The organism is Streptosporangium sp. G11 (assembly GCF_051192615.1).
Lineage (GTDB): Bacteria > Actinomycetota > Actinomycetes > Streptosporangiales > Streptosporangiaceae > Streptosporangium.
The window spans coordinates 93,015-106,208 of the sequence record NZ_JBPJUQ010000017.1; the positions used below are offsets into that span (position 1 = coordinate 93,015).

Annotated in this window: 11 protein-coding genes; 3 read left to right on the plus strand and 8 right to left on the minus strand. The window is 69.8% G+C overall.

The features are described 5' to 3' along the window. Position 1: 1 nt before the first annotated feature. From ACSDR0_RS18625 to ACSDR0_RS18640, 4 genes are all read right to left on the minus strand, one after another. Entirely contained in the window at positions 2–424 is a 423-nt protein-coding gene (locus tag ACSDR0_RS18625; RefSeq protein ID WP_030906232.1) for a roadblock/LC7 domain-containing protein, read from the minus strand. Next, positions 421–3,378: a nitrate- and nitrite sensing domain-containing protein gene (locus ACSDR0_RS18630; RefSeq protein ID WP_435290088.1), complete on the minus strand. Its 2,958-nt coding sequence runs from the start codon at positions 3,376–3,378 to the stop codon at positions 421–423. The genes ACSDR0_RS18625 and ACSDR0_RS18630 overlap by 4 nt, the downstream gene beginning before the upstream one ends. 197 nt (positions 3,379–3,575) lie before the next feature. Next, entirely contained in the window at positions 3,576–4,982 is a 1,407-nt protein-coding gene (locus ACSDR0_RS18635) for an aminobutyraldehyde dehydrogenase (RefSeq protein ID WP_435290089.1), read from the minus strand. 37 nt (positions 4,983–5,019) lie between these two features. After that, on the minus strand, positions 5,020–6,288 hold the full coding sequence (locus tag ACSDR0_RS18640) for a nucleotide disphospho-sugar-binding domain-containing protein (RefSeq protein WP_435290090.1): 1,269 nt from the start codon (positions 6,286–6,288) through the stop codon (positions 5,020–5,022). A 125-nt stretch (positions 6,289–6,413) separates the two neighbouring features. Here ACSDR0_RS18640 and ACSDR0_RS18645 point away from each other — a divergent pair, with 125 nt between their 5' ends. After that, positions 6,414–7,022 (plus strand): TetR/AcrR family transcriptional regulator, encoded by a 609-nt coding sequence (locus tag ACSDR0_RS18645; protein WP_435290091.1) that lies wholly within the window; start codon positions 6,414–6,416, stop codon positions 7,020–7,022. Here the strand turns inward: ACSDR0_RS18645 and ACSDR0_RS18650 are convergent. Genes ACSDR0_RS18650 through ACSDR0_RS18665 form a run of 4 tightly spaced genes read right to left on the minus strand, consistent with a single transcriptional unit; the run spans position 7,016 to position 10,812 of the window. Then, complete coding sequence (locus tag ACSDR0_RS18650) at positions 7,016–8,041, minus strand: ABC transporter ATP-binding protein (protein WP_435290092.1); 1,026 nt, start codon at positions 8,039–8,041, stop codon at positions 7,016–7,018. The two genes, ACSDR0_RS18645 and ACSDR0_RS18650, sit on opposite strands and share 7 nt — an antisense overlap. After that, entirely contained in the window at positions 8,041–8,814 is a 774-nt protein-coding gene (locus tag ACSDR0_RS18655) for an ABC transporter permease (RefSeq protein WP_435290093.1), read from the minus strand. Before ACSDR0_RS18655 ends, ACSDR0_RS18650 begins: the two co-directional genes overlap by 1 nt. After that, on the minus strand, positions 8,807–9,688 hold the full coding sequence (locus tag ACSDR0_RS18660) for an ABC transporter permease (RefSeq protein ID WP_435290094.1): 882 nt from the start codon (positions 9,686–9,688) through the stop codon (positions 8,807–8,809). Before ACSDR0_RS18660 ends, ACSDR0_RS18655 begins: the two co-directional genes overlap by 8 nt. Beyond that, positions 9,685–10,812 carry a polyamine ABC transporter substrate-binding protein gene (locus tag ACSDR0_RS18665; RefSeq protein WP_435290095.1) on the minus strand — a complete coding sequence of 376 codons (1,128 nt, stop codon included), beginning with the start codon at positions 10,810–10,812 and terminating at the stop codon, positions 9,685–9,687. Before ACSDR0_RS18665 ends, ACSDR0_RS18660 begins: the two co-directional genes overlap by 4 nt. 313 nt (positions 10,813–11,125) lie before the next feature. Here ACSDR0_RS18665 and ACSDR0_RS18670 point away from each other — a divergent pair, with 313 nt between their 5' ends. Both ACSDR0_RS18670 and ACSDR0_RS18675 read left to right on the plus strand, forming a co-directional pair. Next, complete coding sequence (locus ACSDR0_RS18670; RefSeq protein WP_435290096.1) at positions 11,126–12,109, plus strand: hypothetical protein; 984 nt, start codon at positions 11,126–11,128, stop codon at positions 12,107–12,109. 34 nt (positions 12,110–12,143) lie between these two features. Continuing rightward, positions 12,144–13,148, plus strand: coding sequence for an SIS domain-containing protein (locus ACSDR0_RS18675; protein ID WP_435290097.1), 1,005 nt, complete (start codon positions 12,144–12,146; stop codon positions 13,146–13,148). Positions 13,149–13,194 lie beyond the last annotated feature (46 nt).

Below are 13,194 nucleotides of genomic sequence, written 5' to 3' on the forward strand. Positions count from 1 at the left end.
CCTATCGCTGAACCGACTGCAGCTCGGCCCGGAGCGCAGGCGTAAGCGCCTGGCCGGCACGCTCTGCGAGCAATGTCATCTGGTAGGCCACGAGACCCATGTCACAGTCCGGCGAGGCCAGCACGGCCAGCGCGGAACCATCGCTGATCGACATGGTCAGCAGGAGGCCCCGCTGCATCTCGATCACCGTCTGTGCCACAGGGCCGCCCTCGAACACCCGGGAGGCGCCCTGGGTGAGGCTGATCAGGCCGGCCGTGATCGCGGCGAGCTGGTCCGCCCGGTCCTTGGGAAAGCCCTGGGAGTAGGCCAGCGGGAGTCCGTCCGCGGAGACGATCACCGCGTGCGCCACTCCGGGCATCTCCTTGACGAACTCGGTGATCAGCCAGTTGAAACCGCGAGCGGCCTGGCTGAGTTGGTTGTTCACTGCTGGTTCTCTCCCTCGACGGCGTTGGAGCGCTCGCTCATCTCAGCGCGTCCCTGCCGTACGCCTTGCTGGAAACTGGACAGACGGCTGCGCACCCGATCCGCCGATATCGGCGGCATCGGGGGGGCCGGAGCAGCCGGAGCGGCCGAGGCCGCTCCGGGAACGAGGTTCGCCTTGGGCACCCGCTTGGGAAGGCCCGCTCCGGTCAGACCGCCCTCCACGGGCTTCTTGGCGACCTCGGCGGCCGCCCAGCCCTGGTCGGAGGGGGTGCTCCACGGCTGCCGCTCGGCCGCGGGCTCGGCCGGCCTGAGCGGCTGCGCCTGCTGCTGCGGCGTCCGCTGCGGCAACGGCTGCGCCTGCTGCTGGGGCGTCCGCTGCGGCAGCGGCTGGGGCTGCTGCTGCTGGGGCGGCGGCGTGGAGTGCGTGATCTGCGGGATGTTCTGGGTCTCCAGTCCCTGCGGACCCCGCCTGACCCGCTGCTCCAGCGGCCGTGGCCTGGTCTCGGCCACGGGCTCTGGGGCGGGGGCGACCTCCTGTTCCGGCTCGGGGGCGACGGACGCGTTGCTGCGGAACCAGTCGGACCCCACCGCCGCGAAGATCGGCAGGAACTCCTCGGGCTCCGGATCCGTCGACGGCATCTCGACCACGGGAAGGGCCTGGGTGTTCTCCACCGGTTCCAGCCGCTGCGGCGTCCAGGGGTCGAGCGCGGGCGGATCCGGCCATGCCGAGGGGAACGACGGCGGCGCCGTCGAGGCCAGCGGGGACGACCACAGGTCCTCCACCGCGGAGGCGGGCACCACCGGTCCCGACCACAGGTCCGCGGACGTCGGCGCCGGCACCTGGGGAGGCGCCTGTGCGGGCGGCATCCCGGGACCGGCGTGCTGCCGGGCTCCGCGCCCGGCACCGGTCCCGAACGGGTCCGGGTTCGGGGCGGAGCCGAACGGGTCGGGGTTCACCGAGGCGAACGGGTCCTGGTTGGACATGGAGCCGAACGAGGTGGACGGGCCGCCGAAGGAGCCGGACGGCATGCCCTGCGCCGACAGTGCCATCTCGGGCATCATCGTGGACTGGGCCACCACCTGCACCGGCAGGAGCACGACGGCGCTGAGGCCACCGGCCTCCGGGCGCCTGAGCTGGACCCTGATGCCGTGGCGCATGGCCAGGCGGCCGACCACGAACAGGCCCATCCGGCGGGAGACCGACAGGTCCACCGCGGGGGGCTCGGCCAGGCGGCGGTTGGCCTCGGCCAGTTCCTCGTCGCTCATGCCGATGCCGGAGTCGGTGACCGCCAGGATGACGGCGCCCATCTCGTTGCCGTTGCTGGTCACCGTGATCTTGGTGTCCTGCGGCGAGAAGAAGATCGCGTTCTCGACGAGCTCCGCGATCAGGTGGACGATGTCGTTGACGGCCTGGCCGATGATCGAGATGCCCGACTCGACCCGGAGGTTGACCCGTTCGTAGTTCTCGACCTCCGACAGCGAGGCGCGGACGACGTCGCTGAGCGGGACCGGCTCACTCCACCGGCGGCTCTGCTCCTGGCCGGCGAGGACCAGGAGGTTCTCGGAGTTGCGGCGCATGCGGGTGGCCAGGTGGTCCAGCTTGAAGAGGCTGCCCAGCCGCCCCTCGTCCTGCTCGCCCTGCTCCAGGTCGTCGATGAGGTCGATCTGCCGTTCCACCAGCGACTGGGTGCGGCGGGAGAGGTTGACGAACATCGCGTTGATGTTGCTGCGCAGGCGGGCCTCGTCGCCGGCCAGCCGGATGGCCTCGCGGTGGACCTCGTCGAAGGCCCGGGCCACTTCCCCGATCTCGTCGCGGGAGACCACTCCGATGGAGGGCACCTCGACGTTCGGGGCGAGGTCGCCGGACTCCCGCAGCACCCGGACGGTCTCGGGCAGCCGGGTCTCGGCCACCTCGAGCGCCTCGCTGCGCAGCTTGCGCAGCGGCCGGACGAGCGTGCCGGCCACCCAGGCGGTGATGAGCAGGATCAGGACCAGCAGGACCAGGATCGAGGCACCGGAGATCATGGCGCTGCGCTGCTCGGCGCTCTGCATCTCCTGGCTTCGGGAGACGACCGCGGACGCCAGGCGGCGCTCGACGGTCCGCATCCCGTCCACGATCGAGGTGGAGGCGCCGTACCAGGTGTTGGCGCTCACGAGCCAGCCGCGGCCGACGCGCTCCAGCGGCTTGTTCTCGCGCATGAGGGACATGACGAGGGCTCGCGTGGAGTCGGCCTGGTCGACCCTGGGACCGGTGACCGCGTCGCGGAAGGCCTTGATGTCGTTGGCGGAGGCCGTGGCGCGGAAGGAGTTCTCCTCGCTCTGCTGGCTCCGGTACGCGCCGAGGAGGTCGGCGGGGTCGTCGAAGTCGAACTTGCGGTCCAGGAAGCTGACCAGGAGGGTGCCCCGCTGCCTGGCGACCTGCTCCTTGGCCCGGGTCAGCGCGCCCAGCGCGAGCGCGTCCCCGATGAGGCGCTCGTCGCCGCCGCTGCGGCCCAGGTCGTCGTGGAGGGTGATGAAGTCGGTGATCATTCGCGTGTACATGCCGAGGGCCGCACGGGGAAGCACGCTTCCCTCCGTCATCAGCCTGCGCAGGCCGGGAAGCCCGTCGAGCCAGCGGCGGATCTGGGCGACCTCGGTACGGACACGGGCGGCCTGCGACGTGTCGAGGGCGTTCATGGCGATCAGCGCCTGGTCGCTGCTCCGGTCGACCACCCCGCGCTGTTCCCTGACCTTGTTGAGGTTGGGACGGGTGGTGCTGGCGATGTACCAGGCGGTGAGGTCGCGTTCCTCGGCCATCTCGTGAGAGAGGGTTCCGAGCGACTCGACCAGCGAGGCGACCTCGGTCATCCGGCGGTACTCGTTGGCCGTGGACAGGGCCGTGGTGAGCTGGAGGCCGGTGAGGAGCACGGCCGCGGCGGTCGGGAGCAGGATCAGCGCGACCAGACGGGGACGCACGCGCCAGTTCGCCGGCAGGAGTCGACTGCCCACCCCTGACGCGCGGTGGCTCCGGCGGTCTTGTGTCATCACTGGCCTACGTAACCCCTCGCCGGATTTGGAAGCGGCGGAAGCAATTTGAGCACATCCTTTATGTCACTTCGAATGGAGTAAGTGCCGACAAATCCCCATAAAAGGGACATACGGCGTCAAAGCTTTCAGGCTGGCCGGAAGGAATCCCTCACCTCCGAAGCCTGGTGCTTGATCATCAGATGGCGGGTCACAGAGTATTCCTGAACCGCCTCCTGACTCATGTCCTTGCCGAAGCCGCTTCCCTTGACCCCGCCGTGTGGCGCCTCGGACGCGATGGGCAGATGGTCGTTCACCCAGGTCACGCCCACGTCGAGCCGGTGCGAGACGCGCAACGCCCTCGCCACGTCCCTGGACCAGACCGAGGAGGCAAGCCCGTAGGGGGTGTCGTTGGCCAGCCGTACCGCCTCGTCCTCGCCGTCGAAGGGCAGCGCCACGAGTACCGGACCGAAAAGCTCACCCTGAACGATCTCACTGTCCTGCGCGGCGCCGGAAATCAGCGTGGGCGGATAGTAGAAACCGGGCCCTTCGAGCGGGACACCGCCGTGGAGGACGGAGGCGCCCGCCGCGACGGAGCGCTCGACGAAGCCGTGCACGCGGTCGCGGTGCCCGGCGGAGATCAGCGGGCCGATGTCGGTGGCCGGGTCCCAGGGGTCGCCCACCGTGATCTGGGCCAGCGTCGCGTGGAGCGCCTCGACGGCCTCGTCGTACACGTCGCGGGCGATGTAGACGCGGGTCGCGGCCGTGCAGTCCTGACCGGTGTTGTAGGTGGCGCCCATCGCGACGCCCCTCGCCATCTCGGACAGGTCCGCGTCGCCGAAGACCAGCGCCGGGGCCTTGCCGCCGAGCTCCAGGTGGACCCGCTTCAGGGAGGCGGTGGCCCCGAGCATGACGGCGCGGCCGGTCGCGGTGGAGCCCGTGACGCTCACCATGTCGACGCCCGGATCGGCGACCAGGGCCTCGCCCACCTCGGCGTCGCCCAGGACGACCTGGAGCAGGCCGTCGGGCGCGCCGGCGCGGGCGAACAGCTCCGCCATCCTGAGCGTGGTGCCCGGAGTCTGCGGGGCGGGCTTGATGATCACGGCGTTCCCCGCCGCCAGCGCGGGGCCGATCTTCCACACCGCCATGACGAGGGGGAAGTTCCAGGGGGCGATCGATCCCACGACCCCGACCGGGCGCCGTACCAGCACCGAGGTGTAGCCGGAGCTGAGCACCCCCGCGCCGGTGCCGTCCAGCGAGCGGGCCGCACCGGCGAAGAAGCGGAGGTTGTCGGCCGCGAACGGCAGCTCGCCGTCGCGGAAGACCGCCACGGGCTTGCCGGTCTCGGTGACCTCCAGCCGGGTGAGCTCCTCGGCGTCGGCCTCGACGAGGTCGGCGAAGCGCAGCAGCACCCTGGACCTTTCGGCCGGGGTCGCCGTGCTCCACTCCTCGAACGCCACGCGGGCCCGGCGCACGGCGGCGGCCACCTCCTCGATCGAGGTGTCGGCCACCTCCCGCAGGAGGTCGCCGGTCGCCGGATTGATCAACTTGCCCATGGAACTTCTCTCGTCGTGGTGATGATGCGGGGAGACGTCAGGCGCCGGCCCGCTCGATCAGGTCGGCCGCCCTGCGCAGGCCGTCACGCCCGCGGATCTCCTCGCCCGCGGCGGCCAGGCGCTCGCGGAGCGCGGTGTCGCCCAGGAGCCGCTCCAGCGCGCCGGTCAGGTCCTCGTCGGAGAAGCCGTAGGTGGACAGGCGCACACCGTAGCCGAGCTCGTGGACGCGCTGCGCGTTGTCGTACTGGTCCCAGAACAGGGGCAGCAGGATCATCGGCTTGCCGAAGTGCAGCGCCTCGGTGGTGGTGTTGTTGCCGCCGTGCGTGATGACCAGGTCGACCAGGGGAATGATCTTGGTCTGCGGGACGAACTCGGCGCCCCACATGTTGCCGGCCAGCTTGATCTCCTCGTGCAACGGGCCCATGGAGACGATGAAGCGGTACGGGGTCGTGCCCAGCACGTCGATGACCCGCTGCATGAGGGCGACGTCCGCCGAGCCGAGCGAGCCCAGCGAGAAGTAGACCAGCGGCTCCTGCCCGGCCAGCGACCCGGGGATCTCGAAGCCGCCCTCCGTCTCGCGCACCGAGGAGTCCAGGCGGTGCCAGGAGTCGCCGAGCGGCCGGGCGCCGGTGTAGTCGGCGATCTCCGGGAAGACGTACAGGTTGAGGTCGCCCTCGTGGATGAAGTCCAGGTCCGGCAGCGGGGCGGCGCCCTGCTCGACGACCCACTCGTTGAAGGCGGTCCAGATCTCGCGGTGGGTGCGGTCATACTCGGCGTTGAAGGCGCCCCACTCGGAGCGGTCGTCGGCGGGCAGCCCGGAGAAGACCGGGGCCACGTTCTCGCCGCGCACCTCCAGCGGGTTGCAGGAGACGATGCGGACGAACGGCTTGCCCGCGGTGAGCAGCGCCGGGAACGTGATGACGTTGTCCTCGACGATGACGTCCGGCTGGACGCGCTCGATAATCGCCTTCAGCTGAGGCTCGCAGTACTTGGCGCCGTCGATAAGCGCGTCCCAGATCGGCTTGGTGACCGTCTCCAGCTGCTCCAGGGTCGACTTCCGGTATTCCGGGGCGGTGTCCCTGATGAAGTCCTTCCAGAACTGCCCGGCGTCCTGCTCCTCTTCCGACGGCGGCGCGAGATCGACGAGATCCTCTTCGAATCCGAGAGCCTCCAATTTCCCCTTCCAGGAGGCCTCAGCTGCGAAAACGACTCGATGTCCGCGCTTAAGAAGAATGTCACCGATGCCGATGCAGTTGTTCGTCGGCCCGTAGGCACTCTCCGGCATGAACAGGATCGTGAGAGACATCACGCCTCCTTGCGTCTAGAGGTTGCGGCTTTTGAAGAGTGATTCAATTCTCGGCTGGTAAAAACCCTGGGAAAGGGCCACTATGGACCCCGGCACAGAGCGTGGTTTTCAACGAGCGGGGGAATATGACGCGCAAGGGACGGGCGGACCGGCGCCTGGATCTCATCGCGGCCGCACACCGGGCGATCATCCGGCACGGCACCGAGGGGGTGCACCTCAACCACGTCGCCGAGGAGGCCGGTCTCACCTCTGGGGCGGTCCTCTACCATTACCCGCGTCTCAGCGAGCTGCTGGTCGACGCCCACCACTCCGGGATGGAGCGCTTCTACGAGCAGCGTCTCAAGCGGATCAGCGGCATGCGCGACCCCGCGGAGAAGCTCGTCGTGACCATCCGCTCGGGGCTGCCGCACGGCCCGGACGACCCGGACGTCCGGCTGCTCAACGAGCTCGGCGGCGCCGCGCCCCGCAACAGGATGTACGCCCTCCTGCTGACCACCCTCTACGACCGCCAGGTCTCCCTCTACCAGAGCATCCTCGACACCGGGGCCGCCCTGGAGACCTTCAAGCTGTCGGGAGACTCGCTGCCCATCGCCCGCAACCTGGTCGCGCTCGAAGACGCGTACGGCTACCGCATAACGGCCCGCCACCCGGTGATCGGCCCGCAGGAGGCGGCGGAGCTCATCCTCGACTACGCCAGGACCGCGACGGACAACCCGCTCAAGTTTTCTCATTGAGGGATCAGCACTCCGTCTTCGTCCGCCCAGCCGAGCGCGACGAAGGACCCCGCCTGGACCTGTGTGGCGCCGGGAGTGGCCACCAGGACGGGCGTGGGACGCCCGTCCACCTGGACCGACACGTGCGAGACGCCGCCGTAGAAGCTCACGTCGACGACCTGGCCGCGCAGCACCCCCTCGGCACCCAGCCGCAGCCGCTCCGGCCGTACGGCGAGCAGCGCGGGCGTGCCGTCGGGCAGGTTCGAGACCCCGGGAAGCACGCCGAGCCCGTCGCCGGCCAGGCCGACCGAGCAGGCCCTGCCGGGGAAGATGTTGTTGGCCCCCACGAAGTCGGCGACGAACGGGGTGCGCGGGCGCTCGTACAGCTCCACCGGGGCGTCCACCTGCTCGACCGAGCCCGCGTTGAAGACCGCGATCCTGTCGGCGAGCGACATGGCCTCCTCCTGGTCGTGGGTGACCACGACGAAGGTGATGCCGACCTCATTCTGGAGGCGCTTGAGCTCCAGCTGCATCTCCGCGCGCACCTTCTTGTCCAGCGCGGACAGCGGCTCGTCGAGCAGCAACAGCCGCGGCCGCTTGACGATCGCGCGGGCCAGCGCGACCCGCTGCCGCTGGCCGCCGGAGAGCTGCTGGGGCTTGCGCCCGGCCATGCTGTCCAGCCCAACCTTCTCCAGCACCTCGCCGACCCGGCGGCGGACCTCCGCCCGGCCCAGCCTCTCCCTCTCCAGGCCGTACGCGACGTTCTTCGCCACGGTCATGTGCGGGAACAGCGCGTACGACTGGAACATCAGGTTGACCGGGCGGCGGTGGGCCGCCTGGCCGAGCAGGTCGTCGCCGTCGAGCGTGACGGAGCCCTCGTCGGGTGACTCGAAGCCCGCCAGGATCCGCAGGAGCGTCGTCTTGCCGCAGCCGCTGGGGCCGAGCAGCGCGAAGAACTCACCCTGCCGGATCTCCAGGGAGACGTCCGACAGCGCCGTGACGTCGCCGAACCGGCGGCTGACACCTGTGATCTTCAGCATTAGGACAGCGACTCCGTCAGTCGGGTCATCCGCTGGGTCACGATGACCGCGGTGAAGCTCACCAGCAGCAGCAGCGTGGCCAGCGCGTTGATCTCGGGGGTGACCCCGAAGCGGACCATTGAGTAGATGACGATGGGCAGGGTCGGCGTGGTGGGGGCCGCCGTGAAGAACGCGATGACGAACTCGTCGATCGAGAGGGTGAACGCCAGCAGCGCGCCCGCCAGGATGCCCGGCGCCAGCTGCGGCAGCGTGACCCGCACGAACGTGGTGAACGGCGTCGCCCCCAGGTCCCTGGACGCCTCCTCGAGGGAGGTGTCGGCGTTGGTGAGCCGGGTGCGGACCACCGCGGTCACGAACGCCATGCCGAACACCGTGTGGGCCAGCAGCACCGAGTGCAGCCCGAGGGTCGACTTGATCGTGGCGTAGAACACCAGCAGGGCGATGCCCAGCACCAGGTCGGGCAGGACCGCGGGCAGCATGCCGAGCGCGTCCAGCGCCCGCGACCTGGTGTGCCGGGCCAGGCCCACGGCCAGCAGGGTGCCGAGCACCGTGGCCAGCGCGGTGGAGCCCGCGGCCACGATGAGGGTGTTGACCAGCCCCTCGCGGATCTTCTCGTCCTGGGCGAGGACGCCGTACCAGTCCAGGCTGAAGCCCTCGTAGACGTAGGGGGACTCGCCGGCGTTGAACGACATCACGACGAGCACGACGATCGGCGTGTAGAGGAAGACGTAGGCCGCCCAGAAGGGGACGTACAGCAGGCGGGATCTACGCACGTCGGGCACTCCAGGCCTGCAGGAGCAGCAGGACGATCAGCACGGCGATCAGCGCCAGCGCGAGGGTGGATCCGAACGGCCAGTCGCGCGCCTTGAGGAACTGGTCCCTGATCAGGTTGCCGACCATGATGGAACGGCCGCCGCCGAGCAGTTCGGGAATGATGAAGTTGCCGAAGCTCGGCACGAAGACGAACAGGCAGCCGGTGAGCACGCCCGGCAGGGTCAGCGGCAGCGTCACCGACGCGAACGTGCGGGCCGGTGAGGCGCCGAGGTTGGCCGAGGCCTCGCGCAGCTGCGGGTCGAGCTTCTCGATCGCCGCGTACAGCGGCAGGATCATCAGCGGCAGGTACGAGTACACCAGGCCGGTGACGATGGTGCCCTGGTTGTAGAGCAGCTCCAGCGGCTTGTCGATCAGCCCCAGGTCCAGCAGCGTGCTGTTGACCAGGCCGGGACCGCTCAGCAGGACGATCCAGGCGTAGATGCGGATCAGGAAGTTGGTCCAGAACGGCAGCACGATCGCCACCAGGGCGATCGTCTTCCACTTCCGCGGGAGCTGGGCGATCAGGTAGGCCGTCGGGTAGCCGATCAGCAGGGCGATCAGCGTGGCGATCGTGGCCAGCTTCAGCGAGCCGAGCACGACCTCCAGATAGAGCGGGTCGAGCAGCCGGGTGAAGTTCTTGCCGGTGACCTCGTAGATCACTCCGCCGAACCGGCCCCTGCGGAACACCGTGAAGCTGATGAGCAGGGCGAGCGGTATGAGCAGGAGGACGAGCAGGTAGATCAGGCCGGGTCCCAGGAAGACGAGCCTTCCCAGGGCACGCGACCGGCGCGCCCGCGATCTCGCGGGCGCGCCGGAAACGGTGGAGCGTGTCACTGTTTCGCCGTGACCTCGGTCGCGAGCTGGGTGAACTTGGCCGAGTCCTCGCCCAGGTCGATGATCGACTCGCCCTTGAGCAGGTCGGAGGGGGTCATCTGCAGCGGGGCGTTGTCAGCCTTGAGCTTGGCGTCCATCGCGTCCATCGCGGCCTTGTTCGGGACCTTGTAGAGGATGTTCTCCGCGGCCCAGCCGTGGACCTTCGGGTCCAGGATGTAGTTGATGAAGGCGTGCGCCGCCTCCTTGTTCTTGGACGACTTCAGCACGACCATGGTGTCCACCCACAGGTCGCTGCCTTCCTTCGGCACCACGAACTTGATGTTCTTCTCGGTGGTCGGGCACCAGCCGTCCCACGCCTCGACCATCACGGCCTCGCCGGTCTTGAGCTTCTCGCCGAAGGTGGTGTCGTCGTAGCTGAGCAGCTTCGGCTTCGCCTCCTCGAGCTTCGCCTTGACCTTGGCGATCTCCTCGTCGTTCTTGGTGTTGACCGAGTAGCCGAGCGCCTTGATGGCGGGGAGGGCGAGCCAGCGCTCGGTGGTCATCATGGTGACCTTCTTGAGCGCCTCCGCCGGCGGGTTGAGAATATCGTTCCAACTCGTCGGCGGCGTCTTCACCAGGTCCGTGCGATAGCAGATGCCCGTGGTACCCCAGGTGTAGGGGACCGAGAAGGCGTTGCCCTTGTCGTAGGACAGCTCCTTGGCCTCGGGATAGAGGTTCGCGAGGTTGGGGATCAGCTCGGGGTGGAGCGTCTCCAGCAGCCCGGCCTCGTTGAGGGCCTGGGCGTACTGACCCGAGACGAACGCCACGTCGAGACCGGTGTCGGCGCCGCTGGTGAGCTTCGCCATGATCTCTTCGTTGGTGGCGTGGAGGGTGACCTTGAGGTCGGTCTTGAGCTTGGCCTTGACCTCGGTGGCCAGCTCCTTGGGGGTGTAACCGTCCCAGACAGAGATGGTGACGCTCTGCTTGGAGAGGTCGGCGTTGGGGTTGAGCTGCGCCGACGAGGCACTGGCGGCGGGCGCGGCAGCGGGGTCCGCGGCCTCCCCGCCACATGCCGAGACTGCGAGCGCGAGACCGGTGACCAGGGCGGCGACCGGAAGACGACGGGTGTACCGGGTGCGGGACACGGCCGCTACTCCTTCAGAATTCAGTGTAAGTGGGGTAGACCGGCCGTTAGGGACACGGCAGACCAAAGCAGGAGTGTTGCAGTCAACATTAACTTGAGCAAGACTTCCCCCGACATCACCACTGGAAAGTTTGGTCCGTTTGTTAAATCCTGCTTCAATCTGGAACCGGATCGACACGGTTCCCCAGGCCGGCGACGGGCGGACCAGTGAGCTCGTCGAGGCTCTGACCTGCGATGTACCACCCCCTTTCGGGGTCCGCCGCTTCCATCCGCTTCCCGAGACGATCACCACTCTTTCCTCAATCGACACTCAATTGTCATCGATCGGAGAGGCCGTCCGGGCCGCCGAACGCGGGTTCGACGTCGACCAGACCAACCACTCGGTGGTCGTCGGCGAAAGGGTCGTCGTGAAATGGCTCACCCCGCCCGCGCCGCTCCCCCAGCCCGCGCCCGACATGTTCGCGCACCTGACGTCGGTCGGCTTCACCGCGACCGCCACGCCGTACGCGTCCGTCTCCCTGCGCGCCGGCGACGGCTCCGAGCTGCTGCTCGCCCTCGTCACCGCGTACCTGCCCGAGGCCCGGGACGGCTGGGAGTGGTGCGTCGACGAGGCCGTCTCCGGCGGCACCTCCTTCGCCGCCGACCTGGGCGTCCTCTCCGCCGGCCTGCACGCGGCGATGGCGACCCCGTCCGCGACCTTCCCCGTCCCGGTGAGGCACGCGGACGCCGTACGGGCGGGAGGGAGCCCGTGGTCGCTCCGGGCGGACGAGGCCCTGAAGGAGGCGCTGGCGCTGACCGGCGGCGAGGACGGCGACTGGCTCGCGGAGCGCGCCGGCGTGCTCCGCGCCGAGCTGGCGCCGCTGGCCGGCGCGGGGGCCGGCCCGCTGATCCGCATCCACGGTGACCTGCACGTCGGGCAGATCCTCCGCTGGCGGGACGGCTACGCGGTGATCGACTTCGACGGCAACCCGACCGTCGCGGGCGCCGACCCCTTCCAGCCCGCGGCCCGCGACCTCGCCCAGCTCACCACGAGCCTCGAACACGTCGGCCAGGTGGCGATCAGGCGCCGCGACGCGGACCCCGAGGTGATCGCCGGGTGGACCGCCACGGCCCGTGCCACCCTGGAGTCGGCCTACCTGGGACGGCTGGACGAGCTGGGTCACGCCACCCTTCTGGACCGTTCCCTGCTGCGCCCTTTCGAGATCGAGCAGGAGTGCCGCGAGCTCGTCTACGCGGCCCGCCACCTCCCCCGCTGGCGCTACGCCCCGATGGGCGTGCTGCGGTCCCGGTACCGGTGAACCCGGCGAAATCGACGAAGACTAAGGAGACCCCGTGATTCCCGAGCTGTATCTCACCGACCTGGAGGCCAAGCCCGTCGCGCTGGCCGCGCTGGCCGACGCCCTGGAGGCGGGCGACCCCTTCGCGGGGATTCCCTCGGGGATCCGGCGGGTGCTCCTCCTCGGCATGGGCAGCTCCCGATACGCCGCCCGGGTGGCCGCGCTGCGCCTGCGGGCCGCGGGGGTGGACGCCGTGGCCGAGTACGCCTCCGCCGCGCTGTCCTACCCGCCGGGCCCGGACACCCTGGTGGTCGCCATCTCCGCCACCGGCGGCAGCCGGGAGACCCTGGACGCGCTCGCCCGTCACCGGGGCCGGTCCTTCGTCCTCGCGCTGACCAACAACCCGGACTCGGCCGTCACCGAGGGCGCCGACCTGGTGGTCCCGATGGTGGCGGGCGAGGAGCGCGGCGGCGTCTCCTGCCGGACCTTCCAGCACACCCTGGCCCTGCTCCTGGCACTCGGCGGCCATCTGACCGTCCCCGGCTGGGGCGGGCGTGCCCCGGCCGGGGGCGAGCCCGGCGGGTTCGGCCGGGACGTGCCCGCGCTGCTCCGCCGTACGGCCGAGGCCACCGCCGACCTGCTCGACCGCCGCGACGAGTGGCTGGAACCGGCGGCGGCGCTGCTCGACGGCCCGCACGGCGTCTACACGATCGCTCCCGCCGAGCACCTGTCCTCGGCCGAGCAGTCGGCCCTGATGTTCAGGGAGGGCCCCCGCAGGGCGGCCGACGCGTGCGAGACCGGCGACTGGGCCCACGTGGACGTCTATCTCACCAAGACCCTCGACTACCGCGCCATCCTTTTCCCCGGCTCCCGCTACGACGAGCAGGCCATGGACTGGGTCCGGCAGCGCGGCTCCACCGTGCTGGCCGTCGGCGGCGACCTTCCCGGCGCCAAGGCCTGTGTCCGCTACCTCCACGACGACGACCCCGACGTGGCGCTCCTGACCGAGACCCTGGTGGCCGAGCTCGTCGCCGCCCGCTGGTGGCTCGCGCAGAGCTGACGCGCGCCCTCCCGCCCTCCGGCGCGGAGGTGAACCGTGAGCCCGG